At 65.6% G+C, this 25,827-nt stretch carries 26 protein-coding genes and 1 riboswitch; of the genes, 7 read left to right on the forward strand and 19 right to left on the reverse strand.

Annotated elements, in window-relative coordinates; genetic code table 11:
- Nucleotides 1–77: 77 nt before the first annotated feature.
- The 3 genes from boxC to QX094_RS09940 all read right to left on the reverse strand — a co-directional run bounded on the left by boxC (nucleotide 78) and on the right by QX094_RS09940 (nucleotide 4,339).
- Nucleotides 78–1,766, reverse strand: coding sequence for a 2,3-epoxybenzoyl-CoA dihydrolase (gene boxC / locus QX094_RS09930; RefSeq protein ID WP_315827955.1), 1,689 nt, complete (start codon nucleotides 1,764–1,766; stop codon nucleotides 78–80).
- Nucleotides 1,767–1,861: 95 nt separating this feature from the next.
- Nucleotides 1,862–2,665 carry an alpha/beta hydrolase gene (locus QX094_RS09935; RefSeq protein ID WP_315751226.1) on the reverse strand — a complete coding sequence of 268 codons (804 nt, stop codon included), beginning with the start codon at nucleotides 2,663–2,665 and terminating at the stop codon, nucleotides 1,862–1,864.
- A gap of 135 nt (nucleotides 2,666–2,800) precedes the next feature.
- Complete coding sequence (locus QX094_RS09940) at nucleotides 2,801–4,339, reverse strand: benzoate-CoA ligase family protein (RefSeq protein ID WP_315827954.1); 1,539 nt, start codon at nucleotides 4,337–4,339, stop codon at nucleotides 2,801–2,803.
- Nucleotides 4,340–4,448: 109 nt separating this feature from the next.
- On the opposite strand from QX094_RS09940, the gene QX094_RS09945 reads away from it, so the two are divergent.
- From QX094_RS09945 to QX094_RS09955, 3 genes are all read left to right on the forward strand, one after another.
- Nucleotides 4,449–5,369 (forward strand): helix-turn-helix transcriptional regulator, encoded by a 921-nt coding sequence (locus QX094_RS09945; protein ID WP_315717131.1) that lies wholly within the window; start codon nucleotides 4,449–4,451, stop codon nucleotides 5,367–5,369.
- A 132-nt stretch (nucleotides 5,370–5,501) separates the two neighbouring features.
- Nucleotides 5,502–5,855 carry a PilZ domain-containing protein gene (locus tag QX094_RS09950; RefSeq protein WP_315717130.1) on the forward strand — a complete coding sequence of 118 codons (354 nt, stop codon included), beginning with the start codon at nucleotides 5,502–5,504 and terminating at the stop codon, nucleotides 5,853–5,855.
- A 3-nt stretch (nucleotides 5,856–5,858) separates the two neighbouring features.
- Complete coding sequence (locus QX094_RS09955) at nucleotides 5,859–6,113, forward strand: hypothetical protein (RefSeq protein ID WP_316173223.1); 255 nt, start codon at nucleotides 5,859–5,861, stop codon at nucleotides 6,111–6,113.
- Nucleotides 6,114–6,125: 12 nt separating this feature from the next.
- Here QX094_RS09955 and QX094_RS09960 read toward each other — a convergent pair whose 3' ends face one another.
- The 5 genes from QX094_RS09960 to QX094_RS09980 form a co-directional block, all read right to left on the reverse strand.
- On the reverse strand, nucleotides 6,126–6,494 hold the full coding sequence (locus QX094_RS09960) for a hypothetical protein (protein WP_315717174.1): 369 nt from the start codon (nucleotides 6,492–6,494) through the stop codon (nucleotides 6,126–6,128).
- 134 nt (nucleotides 6,495–6,628) lie between these two features.
- Complete coding sequence (locus tag QX094_RS09965) at nucleotides 6,629–7,834, reverse strand: agmatinase family protein (RefSeq protein WP_316165610.1); 1,206 nt, start codon at nucleotides 7,832–7,834, stop codon at nucleotides 6,629–6,631.
- A gap of 41 nt (nucleotides 7,835–7,875) precedes the next feature.
- Nucleotides 7,876–8,649, reverse strand: a complete 774-nt coding sequence (locus tag QX094_RS09970; protein WP_315717127.1) for an ABC transporter ATP-binding protein — start codon at nucleotides 8,647–8,649, stop codon at nucleotides 7,876–7,878.
- The gene (locus tag QX094_RS09975) at nucleotides 8,649–9,470 is read right to left on the reverse strand and encodes an ABC transporter permease (protein ID WP_315717126.1); all 822 of its coding nucleotides are present in this window, start codon (nucleotides 9,468–9,470) and stop codon (nucleotides 8,649–8,651) included. Before QX094_RS09975 ends, QX094_RS09970 begins: the two co-directional genes overlap by 1 nt.
- Nucleotides 9,471–9,620: 150 nt before the next feature.
- The gene (locus QX094_RS09980; protein WP_315717125.1) at nucleotides 9,621–10,691 is read right to left on the reverse strand and encodes a putative urea ABC transporter substrate-binding protein; all 1,071 of its coding nucleotides are present in this window, start codon (nucleotides 10,689–10,691) and stop codon (nucleotides 9,621–9,623) included.
- Between the two features lie 74 nt (nucleotides 10,692–10,765).
- A riboswitch (guanidine-I (ykkC/yxkD leader) is annotated at nucleotides 10,766–10,867 on the reverse strand.
- A gap of 221 nt (nucleotides 10,868–11,088) precedes the next feature.
- Here QX094_RS09980 and QX094_RS09985 point away from each other — a divergent pair.
- Nucleotides 11,089–11,424 (forward strand): hypothetical protein, encoded by a 336-nt coding sequence (locus tag QX094_RS09985; protein ID WP_315717124.1) that lies wholly within the window; start codon nucleotides 11,089–11,091, stop codon nucleotides 11,422–11,424.
- A gap of 342 nt (nucleotides 11,425–11,766) precedes the next feature.
- On the opposite strand, the gene QX094_RS09990 is transcribed toward QX094_RS09985, so the two are convergent.
- The 8 genes from QX094_RS09990 to QX094_RS10025 form a co-directional block, all read right to left on the reverse strand.
- Nucleotides 11,767–12,471, reverse strand: coding sequence for an ABC transporter ATP-binding protein (locus QX094_RS09990; RefSeq protein ID WP_315751202.1), 705 nt, complete (start codon nucleotides 12,469–12,471; stop codon nucleotides 11,767–11,769).
- A gap of 16 nt (nucleotides 12,472–12,487) precedes the next feature.
- Nucleotides 12,488–13,258, reverse strand: a complete 771-nt coding sequence (locus tag QX094_RS09995) for an ABC transporter ATP-binding protein (RefSeq protein ID WP_315717123.1) — start codon at nucleotides 13,256–13,258, stop codon at nucleotides 12,488–12,490.
- The gene (locus QX094_RS10000) at nucleotides 13,251–14,198 is read right to left on the reverse strand and encodes a branched-chain amino acid ABC transporter permease (RefSeq protein WP_315827950.1); all 948 of its coding nucleotides are present in this window, start codon (nucleotides 14,196–14,198) and stop codon (nucleotides 13,251–13,253) included. Before QX094_RS10000 ends, QX094_RS09995 begins: the two co-directional genes overlap by 8 nt.
- Entirely contained in the window at nucleotides 14,195–15,112 is a 918-nt protein-coding gene (locus QX094_RS10005; protein WP_315717121.1) for a branched-chain amino acid ABC transporter permease, read from the reverse strand. The genes QX094_RS10000 and QX094_RS10005 overlap by 4 nt, the downstream gene beginning before the upstream one ends.
- A gap of 145 nt (nucleotides 15,113–15,257) precedes the next feature.
- Entirely contained in the window at nucleotides 15,258–16,427 is a 1,170-nt protein-coding gene (locus QX094_RS10010; protein WP_315717120.1) for an ABC transporter substrate-binding protein, read from the reverse strand.
- A gap of 418 nt (nucleotides 16,428–16,845) precedes the next feature.
- Nucleotides 16,846–18,066, reverse strand: a complete 1,221-nt coding sequence (locus QX094_RS10015; protein WP_315717119.1) for an ABC transporter substrate-binding protein — start codon at nucleotides 18,064–18,066, stop codon at nucleotides 16,846–16,848.
- A 70-nt stretch (nucleotides 18,067–18,136) separates the two neighbouring features.
- Nucleotides 18,137–18,460: a 2Fe-2S iron-sulfur cluster-binding protein gene (locus QX094_RS10020; protein ID WP_315717118.1), complete on the reverse strand. Its 324-nt coding sequence runs from the start codon at nucleotides 18,458–18,460 to the stop codon at nucleotides 18,137–18,139.
- A gap of 8 nt (nucleotides 18,461–18,468) precedes the next feature.
- On the reverse strand, nucleotides 18,469–19,692 hold the full coding sequence (locus tag QX094_RS10025; protein WP_315717117.1) for a cytochrome P450: 1,224 nt from the start codon (nucleotides 19,690–19,692) through the stop codon (nucleotides 18,469–18,471).
- Between the two features lie 77 nt (nucleotides 19,693–19,769).
- On the opposite strand from QX094_RS10025, the gene QX094_RS10030 reads away from it, so the two are divergent.
- The 3 genes from QX094_RS10030 (at nucleotide 19,770) to atzF (ending at nucleotide 23,200) form a co-directional block, all read left to right on the forward strand.
- On the forward strand, nucleotides 19,770–20,276 hold the full coding sequence (locus tag QX094_RS10030; RefSeq protein ID WP_315717116.1) for a MarR family winged helix-turn-helix transcriptional regulator: 507 nt from the start codon (nucleotides 19,770–19,772) through the stop codon (nucleotides 20,274–20,276).
- A gap of 349 nt (nucleotides 20,277–20,625) precedes the next feature.
- On the forward strand, nucleotides 20,626–21,165 hold the full coding sequence (locus QX094_RS10035) for a DUF805 domain-containing protein (RefSeq protein ID WP_409977918.1): 540 nt from the start codon (nucleotides 20,626–20,628) through the stop codon (nucleotides 21,163–21,165).
- Nucleotides 21,166–21,412: 247 nt separating this feature from the next.
- On the forward strand, nucleotides 21,413–23,200 hold the full coding sequence (gene atzF / locus QX094_RS10040; RefSeq protein WP_315717112.1) for an allophanate hydrolase: 1,788 nt from the start codon (nucleotides 21,413–21,415) through the stop codon (nucleotides 23,198–23,200).
- A gap of 111 nt (nucleotides 23,201–23,311) precedes the next feature.
- Here atzF and QX094_RS10045 read toward each other — a convergent pair whose 3' ends face one another.
- The 3 genes from QX094_RS10045 to QX094_RS10055 are packed head-to-tail and all read right to left on the reverse strand — an operon-like array spanning nucleotide 23,312 to nucleotide 25,819.
- Nucleotides 23,312–24,043, reverse strand: a complete 732-nt coding sequence (locus QX094_RS10045; protein ID WP_315717111.1) for a GntR family transcriptional regulator — start codon at nucleotides 24,041–24,043, stop codon at nucleotides 23,312–23,314.
- 2 nt (nucleotides 24,044–24,045) lie between these two features.
- On the reverse strand, nucleotides 24,046–24,438 hold the full coding sequence (gene hpxZ, locus QX094_RS10050) for an oxalurate catabolism protein HpxZ (RefSeq protein ID WP_315717110.1): 393 nt from the start codon (nucleotides 24,436–24,438) through the stop codon (nucleotides 24,046–24,048).
- Nucleotides 24,419–25,819 (reverse strand): AtzE family amidohydrolase, encoded by a 1,401-nt coding sequence (locus QX094_RS10055; RefSeq protein WP_316173638.1) that lies wholly within the window; start codon nucleotides 25,817–25,819, stop codon nucleotides 24,419–24,421. Before QX094_RS10055 ends, hpxZ begins: the two co-directional genes overlap by 20 nt.
- Between the last annotated feature and the right edge of the window lie 8 nt (nucleotides 25,820–25,827).

The raw sequence follows: 25,827 nt of genomic DNA on the forward strand, positions 1-25,827 counted from the left end.
TCGTGCCGTGCATCCACGTCGTTCGTGTCGATTAGCTCGCGGATGGCCGGGTCAAGCCCGGCCATGACGGATGATAACTACACGCGCGTCATGTCATATTGCGGCCGCTCGCCGGTGCCGTAGCGCCGGAGTGCGCCCTCCTCGCCGACCGCGTTGGGCCGCTGGAAGATCCAGTTCTGCCAGGCGGTGAGGCGGGCGAAGATCTTCGATTCCATCGTCTCGGGGCCGGCGAAGCGCAGATTGGCTTCGAGACCCGTGAGGCTGTCGGGCGAGAAGCTGGCGCGCTCCTCGAGGAAGACGCGGATCTCGTCCTCCCAATCGATGTCATCCAGCGCGAAGGTCACGAGGCCGAGCTCCTCGGCCTCATCGGCTTCGAGCGGCTTGCCGACCTGCTCACGCACACGCGCGAGATCGGTGGGATCGGCGAGGAAGCGCGACTCCAGCCGGGTCAGGCCGTGACTCATCGGATAGGGCCCGAAATTCATCGCCGACAGTTCGATCGCCGGCGCCGGGCGGTTGTCGCCCTGGATGGTGCCGATCAGCATGTAGGAGCGGTCGGAAGCGAACACCAGCTCGGCGAGCGTGCCGGCGAAGCAGGAACCGGGCTCGACCAGCGTGACCAGCGTGCGCGAGGTGACGTCGATGCGCTTCAGCACCCGCTTCCAGTAATGCCTGACCTCGTTGACCAGCCAGTGCGCCTTGTTGGCCTCAAGGAACGCGTCATGCGCGAGCACCTGGGCGCGATCGCCATGCGACTTGAACACCAGCATGGCGATGCCGAGCTCGTTGATGCGCAGATGCAGGATGGCGTCATCGAGTTCGCGCGCGACCTGCAGCGGCCAGAAGGAAGCGCCCTGCCCGATCATGCCGTCGATGTCCGCAGGTGGCGCGGCCTCGGGAGCCGAGATGGTGATCGTGGCGATGCGGGCCGTGCGGTCGATGTCGACATTGACGAAGCCGTAGCGCACGCTCGACGCATCGATGACGCGCTTCAGCGGCGTCAGCGCGACGCCCTTGCCGCTGCCGTTGCGCTTGGAGGCGGCTGCGAATTCCTTGGCGCGCTCGGCCACCTTGGCATCGACCTTGGAGTTCGGCGCGATCTCGTCGACGAGGCGCCATTGCACGGCGCGCTTGCCCTTGACCCCCTCCTCCGTGGTGCAGAACGCGTCCGCGCGATCGCGGCGGACCTTGCGCTTGTCGACGACGCGGGTGAGACCGCCGGTACCCGGCAGCACCGCGAGCAGCGGCACTTCCGGCAGCGACACCGACGACGAGCCGTCATCGGCGAGGATGATGTGATCGGTGGCGAGCGCGAGCTCATAGCCGCCGCCGGCCGCGGTGCCGTTCACCACGGTGATGAAGCGCTGGCCGGAATTCTCGGATGAATCCTCGAAGCCATTGCGGGTCTCATTGGTGAACTTGCAGAAGTTCACCTTGTGGGCGTGGGTCGCGCCCGCAAGCATGCGGATGTTGGCGCCGGCGCAGAACACGCGCGGCTTGGCCGAGCGCAGCACCACGACCTTCACTTGCGGGTGCTCGAAGCGCAGCCGCTGCACGGCGTCGGCGAGCTCGATGTCGACGCCGAGATCATAGGAATTGAGCTTGAGCTGGTAGCCCTCGAACAGGCCGCCATTCTCGTCGACGTCCATGGCGAGCGTCGCCACCTCGCCATCGATCGAGAGCTTCCAATGTTTGTAGCGGGAGGGATCGGTCTGAAAATCGATGAACGTCTTGCCTCCCGCGAGCACGCGGTCTTCCCCGGCCATGTGTCACCCTTCGTTGGAGTGCTTATCGTTGAGATGCACAATAATTCATGTTATGGCTGTCGTCTACGACAAAAAGCCGAAACATGCACTTTGTTTCATGTTCGTGATGCCGGGGCCGGCAAGGTCGCGGCCGCGAACTCGGCAATGACCCGCAAGGTGGCGTCCGGCGCCTCGCGATGCGGGGAATGGCCGGTGTTGGGCAGCATCGTCACCTCGACCGGGCAGTAGCACTCCTCCTGGATGGTCTCGACCTGGCGGATGGTGCCGTACTGGTCGTCGACGCCCTGGATCACGACCACGGGAACGCGGATGTAGGCGAGGTCGCCGGTGATATCCCAGGCCCGGAATGCCGGATCGAGCCAGGCGCCGTTCCAGCCGTAAAACGCGTTGTCGACGTCCTTGTGCCAGCGGCCGAGCTTGGTGCGCAGTTCCGTGGTTTCGTAAGTGGTCTTGATCGCGGCGATCGACGACACAGAGATGTCCTCAACGACCACATGCGGCGCGATCAGCACGATGCCGTCGAGGCGATGGTCGGCGTGGCTGCCCCCGTAGATCGCCGCGATCGACGCACCATCGGAATGGCCGACGAGAAGACCGCGCTGAAAGCCGATTTGATCGAGCAGCTTCGGCAGCACATCGCGCGCCTCGCGCTGCATGTAGTCGAGCGGCCGCGGCAGAGACACCGGGCTGGAGGCGCCGTAGCCCGCGCGCGAATAGACGAACACGGAAACGCCGGTGGCTTGCTGGAGCTTGTCGGGAAAGTCGCCCCACAACCCGACCGAGCCGAGCCCTTCATGCAGCAGCACGATGCACGGAGCGTCAGAGGGCTGCGGACCGATCAGGCGATATTCGAGATCGGCGGAATCGATGGTGAGGAAGCCGTTCGATGAAAGCTGCACGGGTCACTCTCTCCTTCGTCATGCCCGGGCTTGACCCGGGCATCCACGTCTTTCTTGTCGAGGCGGAATGGATGGCCAGGTCAAGCCCGGCCATGACGACAACCAAGAGCAGGACCACTCCGAGAGTGGGGCCAACTACTGACCCGCTCCCTCACGCAGCTTGAAGCGCTGGATCTTGCCGGTCGCGGTTTTCGGCAGGCTGTCCACCACCTCGATCCAGCGCGGATATTTCCACGGGCCGATCTTCTGCTTGACGTGTTCCTTCAGTGCCTCGTGCAGGGTCGAGCGATCGACGCTCGGGCGCAGCACGACATAGGCCTTCGGCTTCAACAGCCCCTCCGGATCGGCTTCCGGCACCACGGCAGCCTCGAGCACCGAGGGATGCGTGATCAGCGCGCTCTCGACCTCGAACGGCGACACCCAGATGCCAGAGACCTTGAACATGTCGTCGGAGCGGCCGCAGAAGGTGTAGCGCCCGTCGGCGTCGCGGACATATTTGTCGCCGGTGCGCGTCCAATAGCCCTCGAACGTCGAGCGGGTCTTGTGGCGCTGATTCCAGTAGCCCTCGCCGGCGGACGGTGCATGCACCAGCATCTCGCCGACCTCGCCGTCCGGCACGTCCTGGCCTGCCTCGTTGACAAGACGAACCTGATAGCCCGGCACGGGGCGCCCCGATGAGCCGTATTTGATGTCCCCGGGCACGTTGGACAGGAAGATGTGCAGCAGCTCGGTCGAGCCGACACCATCGAGAATGTCGACGCCGAACCGCGCCTTCCAGGCATTGCCGACCGATTCCGGCAGCGCCTCGCCGGCCGAGGTGCAGATGCGCAGAGCGCTGCCGGCCTTCTCATGGCGCAGCGACTCATCGTGCAGCATCGCGGCGAACAAGGTCGGCACGCCGTAGAAGATGGTCGGATTGTAGCGGTTGAGGAGCTTGAACATCAGCGCCGGCGTCGGGCGCTCGGAGTTGAGGATCGTAGTTGCGCCGACCGACAGCGGGAAGGTCAGCGCATTGCCGAGGCCATAGGCGAAGAACAGCTTTGCGGCTGACAGACAGACATCGCTCTCGCGGATGCCGAGCACTTGGCTGGCATAGGTCTCGGCCGTTGCGGCGAGATTGCCGTGCAGATGGCGCACGCCTTTGGGCATGCCGGTCGAACCGGATGAATACAGCCAGAACGCAGGCTCATCCTCGTGGGTCGCGACCGTGTCGAACTGATCGCTCTCGCGCGCGAGCTCCTCGGTGAGCAGCTTGTGGCCGAAGGCATTGGCGCCGGACACGACGACGCAATCGAGATCCGGCATCCGGCCGACAATGTCCTTCACCACCGGATACAGCGCCTCGGACACGAACAGCACGCGGGCGCGGCAGTCGGCGAGCACATACGCGTATTGTTCAGAGGTCAGCAGCGTGTTGAGCGGCACCGGGACGACGCCCGCGCGCATGGCGCCAAGAAACACCGCGGGGAAATCCACCGTATCGAGCATGATCATCGCCACGCGCTCCTCGCGGCGGACGCCAAGGCGGCGCAGCATGTTGGCGACGCGGCAGGTCTGCTGTTGCAGACCGCGATAGGTCAGCTCCGAGACCGTGTCCGTGTAGGCGAGCTTGTCGCCGCGCCCCGCCTCGACATTGCGGTCAAGCAGCCACGATACCGCATTGTACGACTTCACGGCATTCTCCCCGGATTTTTGAATTATAATTCATACAAGGCCACCAACATCGCTTGCTGTCAATCCTCCCCGGCATTATGTTTCCTACTCAAAAGAGTGCCTCAGGGATATGACGCCACACAGCGATGCCCCGCGCGACGACGGCCAGTCCGCGGCCGAGACCGATTTCCTCGACCAGCTGGGCCAGCGGGTGCGGCGGATGCGCGGCCTCGCCGGCATGTCGCGCAAGGTGCTGGCCGAGGTCTCCGGGATTTCCGAGCGCTACATCGCCCAGCTCGAGAGCGGCAAGGGCAATGTCTCGATCGTGCTGCTGCGCCGCATCGCCAACGCGATCAACGCGCCGCTCGACGACATCATCCCCGGCGGCGAGCCATCGCCGGACTGGCCGGTCATTCGCGATCTCCTGAAGAAGGCGAGCCCGAGCCAGATCGCCGAGGTCAAGGAGCTGCTTGCCGGGGGCGCATCGGCGCCGCTGCGGCGTTCGTTCTCAGGCATTGCGCTGATCGGCCTGCGCGGTGCCGGCAAGTCGACGCTCGGCAAGATGCTGGCGGAGCGGATCGGCTGGAGCTTCGTCGAGCTGAACAAGGAGATCGAGCGGCAGAACGGGCTTTCGGTTGCCGAGATCATCGCGCTCTACGGCCAGGAAGGCTTTCGCCGCATGGAGCAGGCCGCCCTGGTGCAACTGCTCGCGCGCAAGGAGCCGATGGTGCTGGCGACCGGCGGCGGCATCGTCTCCGAGCCGGTCACCTTCGACCTGATCCTGACCTCGTTCTACACGATCTGGCTCAAGGCCGAGCCGGAGGAGCACATGGGGCGCGTGCGTAAGCAGGGCGACCTCCGCCCGATGGCCGACGACCGCTCGGCGATGGCCGAGCTGCGCAACATCCTGGCGAGCCGCGAGCCGCTGTACGCGAGGGCCAATGCGGTGGTCGATACGGCGGGACTGTCGGTCGAAGCGGCGGCCGCACGGCTGGGCGAAGCCGTGAAGCCGGTGCTGACTGGCGACGCCCGGATGTTCGCGCGGGCGTGAGACGTCGTGCGACTTCGATCGCGCCGCAAGCGTCCGGTACGCATTAACCACCACCCACATTTCAATACCGGCGAGACTCGCCACACACCCTCCGATTGATTAATCAATCGTTAAGTCACTGGAGGACGTGGGATGCAAAATCGTCGTCGCGAGGCTCGCCAGCGCGTCTACTATGGCGGCGTGCTGACCTTCAATTCAGGCTGCTCGACGCTGGCCTGCGTCGTGCGCAATTTCAACCACCGCGGCGTCAAGGTCGAGCTCGAGGGCAGCGTGCTGCTGCCGGACCGCGTCGAGATCAGCATCGAACGGCGCGGATGGTCACGACCGGCGCAGATGGTGTGGCGCGACGGCGCGGGCGCCGGCCTCGCCTTCCTTCACGACGATGGCGAGGTGATCGATCTCGAAACGGCGCGCGCCTTGCGCCTGCAGGAGCGCGCCAACAGGCAGCTCAAATCGCGCCTTGAGCAATTGCTCTCGGGGCACTGAGCAATGTCCGAATCCTCGCAAGAGCACGATGACTGGCTGATCGCCTCCGATGCGCCGCCGCCGGTCGCGGCGCGCGCCGCCGAGCGCCCGCGATCGCACTGGCTCCGGCGCGTCACGCTGCTGCTCGCCGCCCAATATGTCATCGTGCTGGTGATCGGCGTCGCGGCGGCCTCGACCGTGCGCGCATTCGTGCTGCCGGAAGTCACCGGTCGCTTCGAGGCGCTTGCAGCGGCGCTCAAGCGAACGCCGCTGCCTTGAGTTCTGAGCTGGTCACTCGATCTCCCGCAGCTCCGCATAGGTCAGCGGCTTGAGGCTGGCGCCATCGAAATAGACGAAGCGCAGGCGGCGGCGGCGGGAGATGAAGTTCGACGGCAGCGGATCGTAGCGGAAGGTGACGCCACCGAGATGCGGCGTCAGGCTGCCGACGTCCGTCAGCGCGTCGATCTCGACGCGCAGCAGCTTGAGGCTCGTGCCGTCGCGCAGGATCTCGAACGGGACCCGCGCCAGCCGCAGGAAGCTGGTCGGATCCGGCGCGGCGATGAAGCCGTCGACGAAGGCGGCTTCGACCTTGTCGAGATCCGGCTCGACCACCGCGGCAGGCTTGGCGCCCTCAGGCTGATGCGGCGTCTGCCATTGCACCGGCGAACGGTGGCCGTGCGGATGGTTGTGGCCGGGGCCATGCGTCGGATGGTCGTGATGATGGTCGTGGCCATGATCGTGGTGATGATCATGATGATGGCCGTGATGGTGGTGATGATGACGCATCGCGGACCTCAGTAGCTGACCGGCTTGTTGATGATATGCTTGTGGCTGCCAAGCTTGCCGTGGGCGACCATCGAGCCGAGCGCCTCGACGACGACGCGGACGCCGATCAGCGCGGTAATGTCGGAGGTGTCGTAGGGCGGCGAGACCTCGACCACTTCGAGCCCGCACAGGCCCTCGGCGGCGACGAGACCCAACAGCTTGAGCGCCTCGCGCGGCAGGAAGCCGCCGGGCTCCGGCCAGCCGGTGCCGGGCACGAAGCCGCAATCGATGGAGTCGACGTCGAACGAGATGTAGACCGCGTCGGCATCCTTCCAGGCCAGCTCGAGCGCGATCTCGGCGGTCTTCTCAAGGCCGATCTTCTCGATGTCGGCGATGGTCAGCACGTTGGTGTTGCGCTTGCGCGCGACCTCGACGCCCTCGCGCGGCACCTGCCAGCCGCCGATGCCGAGCTGCACCAGATTGGTCGGCGACACGTTCGGCAGGTTGGTCGCCCAATACCATGGCGTGGTGTGCATGCGCTCGTCGAGATCCTTCTCCTGGATGTCGATGTGGCGGTCGAAATGGATGATGCCGATCCTCTTGTCGGTGCACTGCGCGATGCCGCGCACGCAGGGAAAGCCGATCGAGTGATCGCCGCCGAGCATGATCGGCAGCGCGCCGGACGAGAACACATGCGCGACGCCGCGGCTGATCTGGTCAAAGCTCTTTTCCAGATTGGCGGGAATCGTGAAGACGTCGCCGGCATCGCACAAGGTCATCTGCTCGCGCAGGTCGACGCCCAGCTCGTAGTTGTAGGGCGTGTAGAGCGCGGAGATGCGGCGGATGCCCTGCGGCCCGAAGCGGGTGCCGGGCCGATAGGTGGTGCCGGAATCGAAGGGGATGCCGATCACCGCAGCGTCGTATTTGCCGACGTCGCGGACGTTCTCGACATACGGCGCCTTCATGAAGGTGTTGATGCCGGCGAAATGCGGCAGCTCGCCGCGGGCGAAGGTCGGGATGTCGCGGTCCGTCAGCGTGTCGGCGCCGGGCAGGCCCATGTCGAGCGCCCATTGTCGCTCCTTGCGCCAGCCGTTGGTCGGCAGCTTGCCCTCGGCCTCCAGCGCCTGCCAGCCTTGCGTGGCCATCTTGTCGAAGTCCGGATGGTGACGGCGCATGCACCGGCGCTGCGAGTGCAATCCGGCGCGGCGCGACCGGCGCATGAATGGGAATGACATGGGAGACTCTCCTTCGTTTCTTTCGACGTTTCTTGAACTGACTATTGCGTCGCCTGCAGGCTGGCGCGGATGAATCCGAGCACGGGCACGGCGCTGTCGCGGGTGAGATCGAGATCGTAGGTGATGCGCGCGCCGAACCGCTCCGGCGCCTGCGGATCCTTGCGCGGACGGTCGAGCGCGATCAGCCGCGTTGCGAGCCCGAACGCCTCCTTGATGTCGTGGGTGACCATCACGATGGTCATGTTGTGCTGGCGCCACAGCGGCTTGATCAGCGCATGCATCTGGGCGCGGGTGCCGGGATCGAGCGCGCCGAAGGGCTCATCGAGCAGCAGCACGCGCGGCTGCTTCGCCAGGGCCTGCGCGATAGCCAGGCGCTGCTGCATGCCGCCGGACAACGCGCTTGGGTATTTGTCGCGATGCTCGGCCAGGCCGACGGCCTCGATCAGCGCGAGGCTCTTCTCCATCGCCGCCTTGCGCGCCGATCCGAACAGCCGCGCCGTGAACGGGCTGCCGGCAAGCTCGTAGCCGAGCAGCACATTGCCGAGCACGGTCAGATGCGGGAACACCGAGTAGCGCTGGAACACGATGCCGCGGTCCGGTCCGGGCTCGGCCGGAAACGGCCGGCCGTCGAGCAGCACCGCGCCCTGGCTCGGCCTCTCCTGGCCGAGGACCAGGCGCAGGAAGGTGCTCTTGCCTGCGCCGGACGGGCCGACGATCGACAGGAACGTGCCGGAGGCGATCTCGAGATTGATGCGCTCGAGCACGACCTGGTTGCCGTATTCGACCCAGACGTTGCGGAAGGAGAGCGTGCTCATCAGCGGCTCCCTCGCGCATATGCCCACGGAAAGGCGTGCCGTCCGAACCAGACCAGCGCGTAGTCGAGGATGTAGGCAAGCAACGTGATCCAGACGACGTAGGGCAGGATCACATCCATCGAGAGATAGCGGCGGACCAGGAAGATGCGGTAGCCGAGTCCGACATCGGAGGCGATCGCCTCGGCCGAGATCAGGAACAGGAAGGCGGGCCCGATCATGAGCCGCAGCCCCTGGATCAGGCGTGGCATGATTTGCGGCAGCACCACCCGGATCGCGACCTGCCAGGTCGAGGCGCCCAGGGTCTGCGCCTTGATCAGCTGCTCGCGCGGCATGTTCTGCACCTCGAGCGAGAGGTCGCGCACCAGGGTCGGCGTGACGCCGATGATGATCAGCACCACCTTGGACAGCTCACCGAGGCCGAACACGATGAACAGAACCGGCAGCACCGCCATCGGCGGGATCATCGACAGAACCGCAATCAGCGTGCCGAAGCCGGCGCCGGCCACCGGCAGCAATCCGATGGCGAGTCCGAGCACGAGACCGATGGCGGCGGAAATGCCGAGGCCGAGCGCGAGGCGCTGCAGGCTCGCCGACGTGTCGGACCACAGCACGTAGTCGCCGGAGCGGCGATCCGGCTCGGTCGCGAGCCGCTTGGAGGTCGCGACCATCTCGGAGACCGGCGGCAGCAGCTTGTCGTCGGGATTGTCCGCGCGCCGCTGCGCCGATCCGACCACGTAGATCAGCGCGATCAGCAGGAACGGCAACAGGGCCAGCAACAGCCGGCTGCCCCGGTTCGGAACGACGTTCATGGCACGCGGCATCAACAGGCTCCCTCAATCCTCATGGTGAGGGGCGCGTCAGCGCCGTCTCGAACCATGAGGCCCCGATGTGGGCCTCATCCTTCGAGATGCTTGCGCTCGCGCAAGCTCTTCAGGATGAGGGGTGGCACCGGCGGCGGTCCAGGAAGCGGATCAGAGCTTCCCTTCGGCCGCCATCTTCATGAAGGTCGGATCGAAGCGCAGCTTGACATTGCTGGCCGCGCCCAGCGCCTTCGTCGGCGTGGAGATGCCGACCGCGTCCTTCGACTTCACGTTCTCGCCGAGCAGGTTGTGATCGAAGCAGAAGGTGCGCACGAGATCCATGATCTTGGGCAATTCCGGTCCGGTCACGAAGGCGAGCGCGTCCTTCGGCTCGTAGTACATGAACGTCGTCTTGAGCTGGGTCTCGAAGCCGGCGAGATCGGTGCCCGACAGCTTGGCCATCGCCTCGCGCGCGGCCTTGCCCTTCTCGCTCTGGTCCTTCATCAGCGCGATGGTCTCGTACCAGATGCCGACCAGCGCCTTGCCGAGCTCCGGATTGTCCTTGAGCGTCGCGCTGTTGACGACCAGGAGATCCTCGATCTCGCCTGGGATCTTGCTGGAATCGAACACCAGCGTTGCCCCCGGCTCGGCCTTCACCTCCAGCAGTTGCGGATTCCAGGTGACCACGGCCGTCGTGTCCGGCGACTTCGCGGCGGCGACGATGTCGGCGTCCGAGGTGTTGACGGTCTTGATGTTCTTCTCGGACAGTTTCGCGGTCTCGAGGCCGCGCGCCAGCAGATAGTGCGACACCGAGAGCTCGACGAGGTTGACCTTCTGGCCCTTGATGTCGGCCATGGTCTTGCCCTTCTTCAGCACGACACCGTCATTGCCGTTGGAGTAGTCGCCCATGATGATGGCCGACGTGTCGACGCCGCCGGCAGCGGGGATGGTCAGCGCATCCATGTTGGTGACGGTGACGCCGTCGAACTTGCCGGCGGTGTACTGGTTGATCGACTCGACGTAGTCGTTGATCTGCGTGATCTTGATCGAGATGCCGTATTTGTCCGCCCACTTCTTGACGATGCCGGACTCGGCCGCATAGGGCCACGGCATCCAGCCGACATAGATCGTCCAGGCGATGTTGAATTCCTTCTTCTTCTCAGCTGACGCGGATGACAGCGATGCGGTCGCCAGCGTCGATGCAGCGAGCAGTGCAACAAACAGATTTCGCGCTTTTCCCATGTCCAGTCCCTCATCGGTTTTCTGACCGCGGACTGGCATGAAGAACCTCGTGCCTGCCAAGCGCGGCCACTGAGGTCTCCCGGGTTTTTATCCCGCCGTGCACCAGGGCTCTCCCCTGGCGGCTGCTCTCGGACCAGCATTCTCGATGGAGAACCGGAACCCTAGCTGCCAACTCTGAGCAACGAGGGGAGCAATCCGCGTGCCAGGGAAAAATGCTTGCGATTCAACGGAACCAGCGGCACGCTGTGCTCAAAAATTCGGCACACAGAATTCTTCTTGGGCGAGGTGGCGCGTCAGCCGACGCCGGCCATGCAACGACAGCATGAACCGTCCGGTGCACGGGGGGCGACATCATCAGGCAGGCCCGTCAGTCGCAGTGGCTTGGAGTCTCGTTGATATGATCAGGTCTTCCGGGATCGCATTGGCAACCATTCTGGCTCTCAGCCTCGCCGCCGAGGCAGCCTTCGCGCAGAGCGCGCCCGCTCCCGATGCGCCGGCGCAACCTGCTCCCGCCGCGAGCCCCACCCCGACAGCCACTCCGGCACCAGCCGCCTCGGCCGAGAAACCTGGCGACGCCAAGCCGGCCAGCGAGGCGGCCGCGCCGAAGAAGAAGCGGACGAGGACCAGCACGCGCAAGGAAGTCGAGGACTCCCTGCGCAGCGGCACGGTGCCGTCGCGCTATCGCAGCCGGGTGCCGAAGGAGTACCAGAAGTACATCCCGTTCCGTCGCTGAGGTCTAGAGTGGCGGTGTCATTTTCACGATGACTCCGACGATCAGCATGAAGGCGAGACACAGCCCCGTCTCAAGGTCGGAATGAACAGACCAGAAGCCGCGCAGGCCGGCCACGGCTTTCTGCGGTGATTCGATTCGGATACGAGGTGCACGCATTTGTTCAACCTCTGATAAAAGGAAAAACAAACTACTACCCTGGAAAAATAGTCCCGTCCAAGCCGCGCCTCAATGCGAAAAATCAGCGCATGTCGGGGCAGCTAGCAAAATCTACGCCCGACGCCCGACGCGATCTTGATTTGAGTCAATCCGCTTCCACGTCGGAATAGCCGGCAGCGCGCCGCCTCAAATACCCAGATAGCGGTGCTGCAGCTCCGGCTCGGCCATCAGTTGCTCCGACGTGCCATGCCACACGGTGCGGCCACGCTCGATGATGTAGTGGCGGTCGCAGATGCGGGTCAGATGCTCGACGTTCTTGTCGATCACCAGGATCGACTGCCCGCGCGATTTCAGCAGCGACAGGCAGTTCCAGATCTCCTCTCGGATCAACGGCGCCAGACCCTCGGTCGCCTCGTCGAGAATGAGGAGTTTCGGGTTGGTCATCAGCGCCCGGCCGATCGCCAGCATCTGCTGCTCGCCGCCGGAGAGCTGGTTGCCCATGTTGCTGCCGCGTTCGGCGAGCCGCGGAAACAAGGCGTGGATCTTGTCGAGCGTCCAGGGATCGGACGCGCCGAGCCGGTTGGCCGAGGCCGCCACGAGATTCTCGGTGACGGTCAGATTCGGAAAGATCTGCCGTCCCTCCGGCACCAGGCCGATGCCGAGCTGAGCGATCCTGTAGGACGGCAGCTTTCGTGTCTCCTGACCGCTGAAGCGGATCAGGCCGGCGCGCGCCTGGGTCAGACCCATGATCGAGCGGATCGTGGTGGTCTTGCCCATGCCGTTGCGGCCCATCAGCGAGACCATCTCGCCGGGACGGATCGCCAACGACAGGCCGAACAAGACCTGGCTCAGGCCGTAACAGGTCTCGATGCCGTCGACCTCGAGCAGCATGGCGCTTGTCCCCAGATCAACCATGGCCGACCACCACATGCTGATCGCCGAGATAGGCGCGCTTGACCTCCTCGTTCTGCCGGATCTCGTCCGGTCTGCCCGAGGCGATGATGCGGCCATAGACGAGGACCGAGATGCGGTCGGCGAGCGCGAACACCGCCTCCATGTCGTGCTCGACCAGCACGATCGACACTTCCTTGCGCAGCTCGTTCAGCAGCTTCACCATGCGCTGCGACTCGGTCACCCCCAGGCCGGCCATCGGCTCGTCGAGCAGCAGCAGTTGCGGCTTGGTCGCGAGCGCGACGGCGAGCTCCAGCTCGCGCTGCTCGCCATGGCTGAGCTTCGACACCAGCACGTCGGCGCGATGGCCGAGACCGACGCGCTCCAGCGCGGCCTGCGCGGCGGCACGCAGCGGCTTGTCCTTGCGCGCGGCGGCGAAGAAACGGAACGAGTGCTTGCCGTCATGGGCTTGCGCCGCAAGCGCGACATTGTCGGCTGCGGTGAAGTCGGTCAGCAGCGAGGTGATCTGGAACGAACGTGCCAGCCCCAGCGCGCTGCGCTTATAGGCGGGGAAATGCGAGATGTCGCGGCCCCCTAGGAAAATGCGACCCGCATGCGGCGCCAGGTGGCCGGTGAGCTGGCTGATCAGCGTGGTCTTACCGGCGCCGTTCGGCCCGATGATGGCGTGGATCTCGCCCTTGGCAACGTCGAGACAGACGTGATCAGTCGCGACGATGCCGCCGAACCGGCGCACGAGATTGTCGACGCGAAGCAGAGGTTCAGCCACGGTTCAACCTCCCGAGCATGCCCATGATGCCGCCGCGGCCGAACAGCACGATCAGGAGCAGCAGCGGCCCCATGATCAATGCCCAATATTCGGTGATCTGCGACAGCACCTCTTCCAGCACCAGGAACACGACCGAGCCGACGACCGGCCCCATCAGGGTGCCCATGCCGCCGAGGATGACCATCACCATGAGGTCGCCGGAGCGGGTCCAGTACATCACGGCAGGGCTGACGAAATCGGTGTTGTTGGCAAGCAGCGCGCCGGACAGGCCACAGAGCATGCCGGCGATGACGAAGCACGCCAGCTTGTAGCGCTTCGAGGGGAAGCCGATCGCCTGCATGCGCTGCTCGTTGGAGCGCAGGCCCTGCAGCACGAGGCCGAAGCGCGAATTGACGATCCGCCAGATCAGCACCACGACGGCAAGCAGGCAGAACAGGCAGAGATAATAGAACTGCACGCGGTTGCCGAGATTGATCAGGCCGCCGAAATCGCTGCGCTTGTAGACGGTGAGCCCGTCATCCCCGCCGTAACGGGCGAGGCCGGACGCGACATAGTAGGCCATCTGCGCAAAGGCCAGCGTGATCATGATGAAATAGACGCCGCGGGTACGCAAGGAGAGCGCGCCGATGACCAGCGCATAGAGCGCCGAAACCGCGATGGCGACCGCGAACTGGGCATAGCCGGAGCCGATGCCCTCCTGCGCCAGGATGCCGACGGCGTAGCCGCCGATGCCGAGATAGGCGGCATGGCCGAAGCTCATCATGCCGCCATAGCCCATGATCAGGTTGAGGCTGACGGCCGCCAGCGCCAGGATCACGATGCGGGTGAACAGCGTGAGGATGAAGATGTTGCCGGAGAGGTTCGAATAGACCGGCAGCAGCACCAGGCCGGCCACGACGATGATGGCCACGATGGTCGAAACGTTGAGCGAGGATTTCATCTGCGGTTGGCCGGAAACAGACCTTCAGGCCGCGCCACCAGCACGATCGCCATCAGGAGGTAGATCAGCATCGACGACATCGCCGGCGCCGCAGTGGAAGCTGCCGCCGAGTTCAGCACCTGGCGCAGCAGATTGGGCAGGAAGGCGCGGCCCATGGTATCGATCAGGCCGATCATGATCGCCGCGATGAAGGCGCCGCGGATCGAACCGATGCCGCCGATCACGATGACGACGAAGGCGAGGATCAGGATGTTCTCGCCCATGCCGATCTGCACCGTGAGGATCGGCGCCTGCATCAGCCCGGCCAGGCCGGCGAGCGCGGCGCCGAGGCCGAACACCAGCGTATAGAGCAGCTTGATGTTGATGCCGAGCGCACCGATCATCTCGCGGTTGGAGGCGCCGGCCCGGATCAGCATGCCGATCCGCGTCCGCATCACGCCGAGATAGAGCAGCAGCGCCACCAGCAGCGCCACGACGATGATCGCGAGCCGATAGGCGGGATATTGGATGCCGGGCAGGATCGTGACCGGGAAGGCGAGCCAGGACGGCAGCGGCAGCGCCAGTCCCGCCGGGCCCCAGATCAGCCGGACCGCCTCGTTGAAGAACAGGATCAGACCGAACGTCGCGAGCACGTGGTCGAGATGGTCGCGCCCATAGAGATGGCGCAGTGCCGTGAATTCGAGCACGATGCCGAGCAGAAGCGTGGCTCCCAGTGCCACGACGGCGCCGAGCACGAAGCTGCCGGTCCAGGCTACGAAGGTCGCCGCGAAATAGGCGCCCATCATGTAGAGCGAGCCGTGGGCCAGGTTCACGAAGTCCATGATGCCGAACACCAGCGTCAGGCCGGCGGCCAGCAGGAACAGCAGCAGTCCAAACTGCAGCCCGTTCAGGAATTGTTCGACGACGAGAAGCATGCCCCTCACTTCACGCTCAAAAAGACGGCGGCAGAACCCGTTCCAGGCGCTGCCGCCATGTCCGTCCCGATCTTAGGCCGGAGATGTTTTAAGCTTCAAGCAAATTCCAGGCCTGTTTCGTCCTCTGGCTCGGAATTCTTTTCGCTCACTTCATCGGGCACTTGTCGTGGAAGCGGTCCTGGTCGTTCTCGACGATGGTGGCGACCGTCTTCAGCGAGAGCTGGCCCTCGGTGTCCTTGACCACGTCCTGCAGGTAGAAGTTCTGGATCGGGATGTGATTGTTGCCGAACTTGAAGGAGCCGCGCAGCGACTTGAAGTTGGCCTTCTCCATCTCGGCCTTCATCGCGTCCTTCTTGGACGTGTCGCCCTTGACCGCAACCACGGCGCTGTTGATCAGCTGGGCCGCGTCGTAGGCCTGGGCGCCGTAATAGGTCGGACGCAGGCCGGTGTATTTCTTGCGGTAGTCGGCCACGAACTTCTTGTTCTGCTCGTTGGGCAGGTCGTTGACCCATTCCTGGGCGCCGGGCACGCCGATCGCATTGTCCTTCTGCAGCGGCAGCGACAATTCGTCGACGGTGAAGGCGGTGTAGAGCGGCATCTTCTCCTTGAGGCCGGCCTGCGAATATTGATTGAGGAATTGCACGCCGGCCGCGCCGGGATAGAACACGAAGATCGATTCGGCGCCCGAGGCGCGCGCCTTGGAGAGCTCGGCGGAGAAGTCGAGCTGGCTCGGCCATACCGTATATTCCTCGCCGACGACCTGGCCCTTGAAGGTGCTCTTCACGCCGGCCAGCATGTCCTTGCCGGCCGCATAGTTCGGCCCGATCAGGAACACCGACTTGACGCCCTTCTGGTTCATGTAGAGGCCCATCGCGGCGGGCGTCTGGTCGTTCTGCCAGGAGGTCGAGAACACGTAGGGCGAGCACAATTCGCCGGCGAGCTGCGACGGGCCGGCATTGGCCGAGATCAGGAAGGTCTGGGAATCCACCGCGGTCTTGAGCGAGGCCAGCAGCACGTTCGACCAGATGTAGCCGACGATGAAATCGACCTTGTCGGACTGCACCAGCTTCTCGGTCTTCTGCTTGCCGACGTCAGGCTTCTGCTGGTCGTCCTCGTAGATCACCTCGACCGGCTTGCCGTCGATCTTGCGGCCGAGATGGTCGAGCGCGAGCTCGAACGAGTTGCGCATGTCGTTGCCGATCACGGCGGTCGGACCGCTGAACGTCGAGACGAAGCCGATCTTGATGGTGTCGCCGGCAAAGGCGGTGCTCGAAAACAGCAGCGCTGCGGCGCTCGCCAGCCAGAAGCTCTTCATGGTCTTCCCTCCCCTCAAACAAATCGTTCTTATCGTTGTTTTGTCGCCGCCACGCAGCAGCACGACCAGCGGCGGCGTTTCGCCGCAGCATTCGTCGCGCGGTGCTGATCCTGCGCGCCATCGATCCATGCACCATAATTCCCGGAAACGGGCAAAGGCAAGAACTATAGTGCGTGTTAAGGATACTGCAGCACAGCAGACGGCAGGGTCGGGAAGAAGGTCATGAGAGGAAGTCGCCTTCCCCGCGCCGTCATGGCCGGCCTGTCCCGGCCATCCACGCGGCTCGATAGTCGCCGCTCGACGTGGATGCCCGGGACAAGCCCGGGCATGACGGAGCAACTGAAGAGCAGCGGCTCTCGCGGCATCTACTTCTAGATGTCACTCGTGGATATCACTTGCTCGCTACCCCACGAACGCATCACTTCACCAGCGCACACCCGCCATCGGCGATCGGGCGGAACGCCTGCTCGGCCGGAATCGTCGAGACCAGACGATAGTAGTCGTACGGATATTTCGACTCCTCCGGCTTCTTCACCTCGAACAGATACATCGGGTGCACCACGCGGCCGTCGGCCCGGATCGTCACATCGCCGAATAGTTTGTCCTTGCCCTTCACCGTCTTCATCTGCGGCACGACGTCCTTGGCATCATCGCTGCCGGTGGCGGCGACCGCGTTGAGATAGGCAAGCGTCGAGGCATAGACGCCGGCCTGGTTGCCGCTCGGCATCTTGCCGTTCATGCCGGGGCGCGCTGCGAAGCGCTTGGCGAAGGCGCGGGTATCGTCGTCCATGTCCCAGTAGAACGCTTCGAGCAGTTGCAGGCCCTGCGCCGCCTTCAAGCCCATGCCGTGGATATCGTTGATGAACAGCAGGAACGCGACCAGCGACTGGCCGCCCTGCTGGATGCCGAACTCGGACGCCTGCTTGACCGCATTGATGGTGTCGCCGCCGGCATTCGCCAGGCCGATCACCTTGGCCTTCGAGCCCTGCGCCTGAAGCAGGAACGAGGCGAAGTCCGTCGTGCCGAGCGGATGCTTCGCCGAGCCCAGCACCTTGCCGCCGTGCTTCTCGATGTAGTTGGTGGCCTCCGCCTCGATGCCCTGGCCGAGCGCATAGTTGACCGTGATGAAGTACCAGTCCTTGCCGCCGCGGCCCATCATCGCAGCCGCCGTGGTGTTGCCGGTCGCCCAGGCGTCGTTGACCCACTGGATGGTGTTCGGCGAGCAGGCCTTGCCGGTGAGATCGGAGCTCGCGGTCGACGACGCCAGGAACGTCATCCGGCTGTTGCGCAAGAGCTCGTTGACGGTGAGGCCCACGGCCGAGTTGGGCACGTCGACGACGGCATCGACCTTGTCGACATCGAGCCATTTGCGCGTGATCGCCGAGCCGACATCGGCCTTGTTCTGGTGATCGGCATAGACGATCTCGACCTTGATGCCTTTACCGCCGCCGTTGAAATCCTCCGCCGCCATGCGCGCGGCCTCGACCGAGCCCATGCCGTTGGTGTCCTGGAAGATGCCGGAGATGTCGTTGAGCACGCCGACGCGTACGACATTGTCCGAGATCTCGCCGGCCCGCGCCGCGCCTGCAAGGCAGACTATTGCGACCAGCGCCAGCGCGCACGAATTCAGCTGCTTCATGATGTCCTTCCCCGTGTGTTGCTTGTTTGATTGTTGTCGTTGCGGCTGGAGGTCGTCTCCAGTTGCGAAATCAGCTCTGCCGATCCGGAATGCGCACCACCAGTCCGGCCAGCGCCGGCTGCACCTTGATCTGACAGGACAGCCGGCTGTTCGGCCGCCGTTCGGCTGCGGTGCCGTCCAGCAGCGCATCCTCATCGTCGGACACGGGATCGAGCTTCCCGGTCCAGGCGTCGTCGACATAGACGTGGCAGGTGGCGCAGACGGCGTTTCCGCCGCATTCGGCGACGATGCCGTCGATGCCGTGGGTCAGCGCCGCCAGCATGACGCTGGCGCCGTCCTCGGCCTCCACGCTTTCGCTGCGGTTGTCGGGATGGATGAAGGTGATCGTGGTCATGGTATAGCTCAGGCTGGAGTAAAGGTGACCGGCAGGCTCTCCAGCCCGCGCAGCGTGTTGTTGTAGCGGCGCTTCGGCTCGCCGCTCATCGTGACGCTCCCGACCTTGCGGGCGAGCGCCGTCAGCACCGCCTCGCCTTCGAGCCGCGCGACGAGCTGGCCGACGCACATGTGGATGCCCGAGCCGAAGCCGACATGGCCGGATACTTTTCGGGTGATGTCGTAGCTGTCCGGCTGCTCCCAGCGGCGCGGGTCGCGATTGGCGCTACCTAAGAACATCAGCACCTTCTCGCCCTCGGGAATCGTGACGCCGCCGAGTTCGACGTCACGCGTGGTGGTTCGGAAGAAGGTCTGCACCGGGCTTTCGAACCGCACGGCCTCCTCGAACGCGTTGCGCGCCAGCGACGGATCGGCGCGCAGCCGCGCCCATTGATCGGGGAAGCGCGCCAGGCAATACACCGCGGCGCCGATGCCGTAGACGGTGGTGTCGAGGCCGGCCGACAGCAGCGAGCGCACCAGCAACGGCGCCTCGGCCGGCGTGATCTCGCCGCTGTCGCTGAAGGCGTGGATGCAGGAACCGAAGCCGCCGGGCGTGAGATTGTCGCGCTGGCACTGCTCCGTGACATAGGCCTGGTGTGGCGCCGAGCGCTCGATCGCCTGCTGGCGCAGCTCATTCGGCGGACCGAACGCGTTGAACACCAGGCTCGCATAGGGAATGAGATGCTCGCGCCCCTCCGGCTTCAGCCCGAGCGCATCGGGAAACACCGACAGCGGATAGGCCTCGGCGAGATCGGGGATGGCATCGAACGAGCCCCGGCCTACAAGCTCGTCGATCTTGGCCTCGGCCGCCACCATGAAGCCGTCGCGCAGCCGCTTCATGACGGCGGGCGACAGCACCTTGCTCAGCACGGCGCGGGTGCGCGTATGCGCCGGCGGATCCGCCTCGAGGATCAGGCTCGGCGGCCGCCACGGCTTCTCCTTGGCGAAGTCGCTCAAGCCCACGCCGCGGCTGGAGCAGAACGTCTGGGGATCGTTGAGGACGGCATAGACCTCGGCGTAGCGGGCGACGCCGTAGACGTTCCATGCGTCCAGATGGATGACGGGGCCGGCCTCGCGCATCTCCTGATGCGCTGGATAGGGATCGTCGAAGAATTCATATGAGAACGGGTCGATGGCGAGGTGCGGGATGACCGGCGCCACGCCGGCAGCGGGGGAAAGACCTGTTGGGTTCATGCGGAGCTCCCGAAGTTTGGCCTTGTCATGCGGCTTTTCGTATCCGTATGAGTGGCGATGCATGGACGCTGGGGATCATGAGCGAGAAATCCGGGACGCCGCGCAAGGCGCAGCCGCGCGAAGCTGAGGGGCACGGCCTCACGCTCGATCTCGACCGCTATGTGCCGGCCTTCATCACCTTCATCGCCAACAAGCTGTCGAACAGCGCCACCGCGTTCTATCAGCGCAATTTCGGCGTCAACGTCACCGAATGGCGGATCATGTCGCTGCTGGCGATCGAGCCGGGCATCCCGGCCTCGCGCATCTGCAGCGTGATCGGCTTCGACAAGGGGCCGGTCAGCCGCACCCTGGCGCTGATGAAGAGCCGCGGCCTGATCGCGATCCGCAACGACCCGGAGGACGGCCGCAGCCATTCGATTTCGTTGACGGCCAAGGGCCGCGCGACCCACGACAAGGTCATCGTCGCCGCGCTGGAACGCGAGCGGCGTCTGCTCGCCTGTCTCGACAAGGATGAGCGGGAAGTCCTGATCACCCTGCTGCGCCGAATCCACGACAATCTCGACGCCGTCACGGGCGCGAGCTGAGCCACTCAGGCACGAGCCGCCGAACGGCTGACCCGTCCGCTGCGGCAATCTGTTGGCGCGCGCGCAAGCGGCCGCGCCTGCGGCGAGCAGGCTGCGCATGACGTTCCCGTCCCTTCTTCGAGACGCGGATCATCCCGCGCCTCCGTTGCTGATCGGGTCGATCGTTCCACAGATTAGTTGCTTTAGCAACGATATATTTTCGAATGCATGAGATCCCGCAGCGCGAAAGCGCCGCCGCACTCGGTCCTTCAAATCCTAACTACCGGCGAAGGCGCGCGGCAATTTCGCCCTGATATGCCGTGTCGGCTGCGCTCCCGATTGCGGCGCGGCCTGCGGGGAGAGGCGGATGTTGGGGTTCATTTTCGGTTTCAATGCGCGTCTCGGCCGTCTGCAATATTTTCTCGCCTCGCTCGGTCTTGCGCTGGTTTCGGTGGTCCTGATCGTGGTTGTGGCCGTCGGTCTTGCCGCCCTCGCCCCGCAGACGTCGGAGCTGACGGTGAGCCTGCCGATCGTGGTGCTGATCGGTCTGTGCCTGGTGGCGAACCTGATGCTGCAGGCGATGCGCTTTCGCGACATCGGCTGGGACCCGGTCTGTGTGATCCCGGCCTGGATCGCCGTCATGGTGCTGGACTACGTGATCGCCGGCCGATTTCCCGAATACGCGGCGACATCATCGCACCACGGCACGTGGGTGGGCGCCCTGGTCAATCTCGGCCTCAGCGTTGCGCTGCTGTTCTTCCCCAGCGGGGCTGACGACGCGCCATCGTCGGGAGCCACGGTGACCCGCCCGACGTCTGCATCGTTCCGGACAGCCCGTGGCGCCAGCTCGGCCACCGAGGCACGACTTGCGCGCATCACGGGCGGGGATGCCGATCGGCGCGGGTACTAGGCGGCTGCGGCGCCCGGCCTGCTCACCAATTAGGCAAATCGCCTTCGGCAACCACATCCGACCGCCCGACGGCCTGTCGGATGGCACAGCAACCCACTGACTCTCAAGATTTTTCCTTATCAGGCCCGCATCCTCGCCGTGTACACAATGGCACATGGCTTGCTACGTTCGCAGCCGGATTGGGCGAAGCGGAGCGCAAGGAAATGGCAGGCCAGAGTTTGGGCTCGGACGAGACGCGGAGCGCCGCGTGACCGAGACCATTGCCGAGATCGTCGCCGCCCATCGCGCCGGCCTGACAACGCCAAGCGACACGATCGCGCGCTGCTACGCCGGGATCCGCGCGCACAACGACCCCGCCATCTTCATCAGCCTGCGCGGCGAGAAGGACGCGCTCGCGGAGGCCGAAACCCTCGCCGACCGGGACAGATCGCTGCCGCTCTACGGCGTGCCCGTCGCGGTGAAGGACAATATCGACGTGGCGGGCCTGCCGACCACCGCCGCCTGCCCCGCCTTCGCCTACACGCCATCTCGCGATTCCACCGCGGTGGCGCGGCTGCGCGCGGCCGGCGCGATCATCATCGGCAAGACCAATCTCGACCAGTTCGCCACCGGCCTCGTCGGCGTGCGCTCGCCCTACGGCATTCCGAAAAATCCGGTGCGCGCCGATCTCGTTCCGGGCGGATCGAGCTCGGGCTCGGCGGTCGCCGTCTCCGCGGGTCTCGTGCCGCTCGCACTCGGGACGGATACTGCGGGCTCCGGCCGCGTGCCGGCAATGCTCAACAACATCGTCGGCCTGAAGCCGAGCCTCGGCATGATCTCGACGTCCGGCCTGGTGCCGGCCTGCCGCACGCTCGACTGCATTTCGGTGTTCTCGCTGACGGTCGACGACGCCGTCGCGGCGCTCTCGGTGCTGGCGGCGCCGGATCCGCTCGATCCGTTCTCGCGCGACCGGCCGCTTGGGGCCGTGACGGCATTTCCCGAGGGCGTGAAGCTCGGCATTCCCCGCCCCGGGCAGTTGATCTTCTTCGGCGACAAGGCGGCGGACGCCGCCTATGGCGCTGCCGCCGCGCGCTTCGTCAAGCTTGGCGCCGAGCTGGTCGAGTTCGACCTCGAGCCGTTCTACGAGACCGCGCGGCTGCTCTATGAAGGCCCCTGGGTCGCCGAGCGCTATCTCGTGATCCGCGATCTGCTCGCCTCCGATCCCGATGCGATCCACCCCGTGACGCGCGAGATCACCATCGGCGGCGCGCGCGGCAGCGCGGCCGACACCTTTGCCGCGCTTTATCGTCTGCAGGCGCTGCGCAAGGTGGCCGAGCGTACCTTCGCCGATATCGACGCGCTGGTGCTGCCGACGGCGCCGACCGCCTACACCACCGCGGATGTGCTCGCCAATCCGATCGAGCTCAACAGCCGGCTCGGCACCTACACCAACTTCGTCAACCTGCTCGATCTCTGCGGGCTTGCGGTGCCGGCTGCGATGCGCAGCGACGGCGTCCCGTTCGGCATCACCCTACTGGCGCCAGCCGGCCGCGATGCGGCGCTCGCCAGTCTCGGGCGCGCCTTCCATGCCGACACGGCGCTGCCGGTCGGCGCCAAGCCGGTCCCGCTGCCGCCGCTCGCTCCCGTGTCTCCGGCACTGCATGGCGACGAGATCGCCGTCGTCGTCGTCGGCGCGCATCTCTCAGGGATGGCATTGAACCACGAGCTGACGAGCCTCGGCGGACGTATGCTCGAGGCGACGACCACCGCGCCTGACTACAAGCTCTACGCGCTGTCGACCACGCCGCCCAAGCCCGGCATGCTGCGGATCGACGACGGCCAGGGCACGGCAATGGCCGTCGAGCTCTGGGCGCTGTCGGCCGCGAGCTTCGGCAAATTCGTCAACCTCATCCCGCCGCCATTGTCGATCGGCACCATCCGGCTCGCCAACGGCCGCAGCGCCAAGGGCTTCCTTGTCGAGCCTGCCGCCCTCGATGGCGCGCGCGACATCTCGGAGTTCGGCGGCTGGCGCGCGTATATGGCGCAGAAAAGCTGATCGCCTCGCGACTTCGTCACTGCGAGCGCAGCGAAGCAATCCCAGAGCTGCGGTCAGGCCTCTGGATTGCTGCGCGGGCAATGACGGCAACCCGGAAGACGGCGAGCTTAGCTATACCGACACCGCGTAGATCTCGTATTCGCCGCGCACCAGCTCGATGTGCGCCTTCATGGCACTCGCCGCGCCGGCCTTGTCGCCGCGCAGGATGGCCACGACGACGCGGTCGTGCTCGGCATGCGACTTGGCGAGGCGGCCGAGATTGCGGAACTGGGCGCGGCGGAACGGCTGCACGCGCACCCGCGTCGCCAAGGTGATCTCGGCGATGTAGGCATTGTGCGCGCCGGCATAGATCGCGTTGTGGAAGCGCTCGTTCACCTCGTGGAAGCGCTCGGGGTTGCCGGCGTGGCTGAGATTGCGCAGCTCCTCGTGGATGGCTTCCAGCCGCTGCCGCTCGACCGGCGTCATGCGCTGCGCCGCGAGACCAGCGCACAGGCCCTCGAGCTCGGCCATCGCCTCGAACATGCCGGTGAGACGGTCGGCCGACGGCCGCGCCACGACAGCGCCGCGATGTGCACGCGCCTCGATCAGCCCGGAAGTCGCCAATTGACGCAGCGCTTCGCGCACCGGCGTGCGCGAGACGTTGAAGCGCTTGGCGATCTCGGTCTCGTCCAGCGGCGCGCCCGGCGCCAGCGCGCCGCGCACGATCTCATCGGCCAGCTGCAGGCGCAGCTCCTCGGCGCGCGTGATTTTCGCGACGGCAGGCGGCGCGCGGTCGATGCGCTTGATCTCCGAGTCGCGGGCGGACCGCTGGCGCGTTCGCGGCGGTAGATCGTCCAGGCTCATCCTTAGCCGCCCTTTGCTTCATCGATGATGCTGACATGGGCAGCAACGATTCTCCAGCCTTCAGGAAACCGGACCCAGGTCTGCATCTGGCGTCCGACCTTGCCGGGCGCGGTGTCGCGATAGAACAGCGTCGAGGCGACCGCGGCGTCACGGCCGTAAGTGGTGATCACGGTGCGCGCGGTCCGCCGCATCAGTCCAGCCGGCGAGCGCGCGGCGCGAAATGCAGCGATCTCGCCGTAGCCATAGAGGTTCTCGCCGATGCCGTAGCGCAGCGTACGGGAGTCCTGCTTGAACAGCTCGTCGAGCACGGCAACGTCGTTGCCGACCAGCGCCTGTTCGTAGCGCTGGAACTGCGCGGTGACTTCCGCGACGACGTCAGGCAGATCGACTTCCATTCTCCAGAACTCCTCGCGGGGCCGGCGCAGCGGCGACGCCAAGCTGTTGCAAGGCGTGGGCCACACGCAATGCGACATGTTCGCACCAGGGCGCCGCGATGATCTGCACGCCGATGGGCATCGGCGCGAGCGGAATCGGGACGGCGACGACGGGAAGCCCGATGAACGAGATCGGCTGGGTATGAATGCCGATATTGGCACGCACCGGCAGCTCGACGCCGTCGAGCACGAAGGTCGCCTGCCCGAGCTTGGGTGCAACGCAGGGCGTTGCGGGCGCGATCAGCACGTCGACGGACTTGAACAGCTCCAGCACCCGGGCGCGGTACCAGCGGCGAAACTTCTGCGCGCGGTCGACCATCGGTGCCGGAATCATCGCCCCCGCAATCAGCCGATCGCGCACCGCCGGATCGAAATCCTGCGGCTGCTTGCGCAAGCGGTCGAGATGCAGCGAGGCGCCTTCGGTCGTGCTGATGACATAGGCCGCGGCGCGAGCACGCGCGGCTTCGGGCACCTCGACGACGTCGGTCGCCTTGAGCGCGGTCGCCACGCGGCTGACCGCCTCGGCGGCCTCCGGAAACAGGTTCTTCTGAAAGTGGCCGCCGGCAATGGCGATGCGCAGGCCATCGAGCCCTTGCGACAGCGAAGCTGAGACCGGCTCCGGCGCACGCGTGGTGCACGCGGCATCGTCGGCATCGGGCCCCTGCATCACGTCGTAGGCAAGCGCGAGATCCTCGACCGAGCGTGCGAACGGACCGAGATGATCCAGGCTCATGACGAACGGAAACGAGCGCGCCCGCGACAGCCGGCCATAGGTCGGCTTGAGGCCGAAGATGCCGCAGAACGACGACGGCACACGGATCGAGCCGTTGGTGTCGGAGCCCAGCGCGATCGGCACCAGGCCGCCGCCGACGGCGCTGCCCGAGCCGCCCGACGAGCCGCCGCTCATCCGCGTCGGATCATGCGGATTGCGCGACGGGCCGTCGTGCACGTTCTCGCCGGTGAAGTCGTAGGCGTATTCGCCCATGTTGAGCGCACCGACGAGGACGGCGCCGGCCGCCTCCATGCGCTCGATCAGCGTCGCGTCGCGCGTCGCGGGCGCTCGATCACGGTTGATCTTGGAGCCGGCGCGGGTCGACAGCCCCGCGACGTCGAACAGGTTCTTCACCGCGAACGGCACGCCGGCGAGCGGACCGACGGGCTTGCCCGCCGCGATGTCGGCATCCACCGCACGCGCCTTCGCACGCGCCCGCTCGGCGGTCACGTCCGTGAACGAGTTGAGCACACCATCGCGGACCGCAATCCGCGCCAGCGCGGCGTCGGTAGCCTCGACGGCCGAGAGCTTGCGGGTGGCGACCGCGGAGGCGATGGCGCTCGCGGTCATCTCGGGAG

Source organism: Bradyrhizobium sp. SZCCHNS1050 (assembly GCF_032484785.1).
Classification (GTDB): domain Bacteria; phylum Pseudomonadota; class Alphaproteobacteria; order Rhizobiales; family Xanthobacteraceae; genus Bradyrhizobium.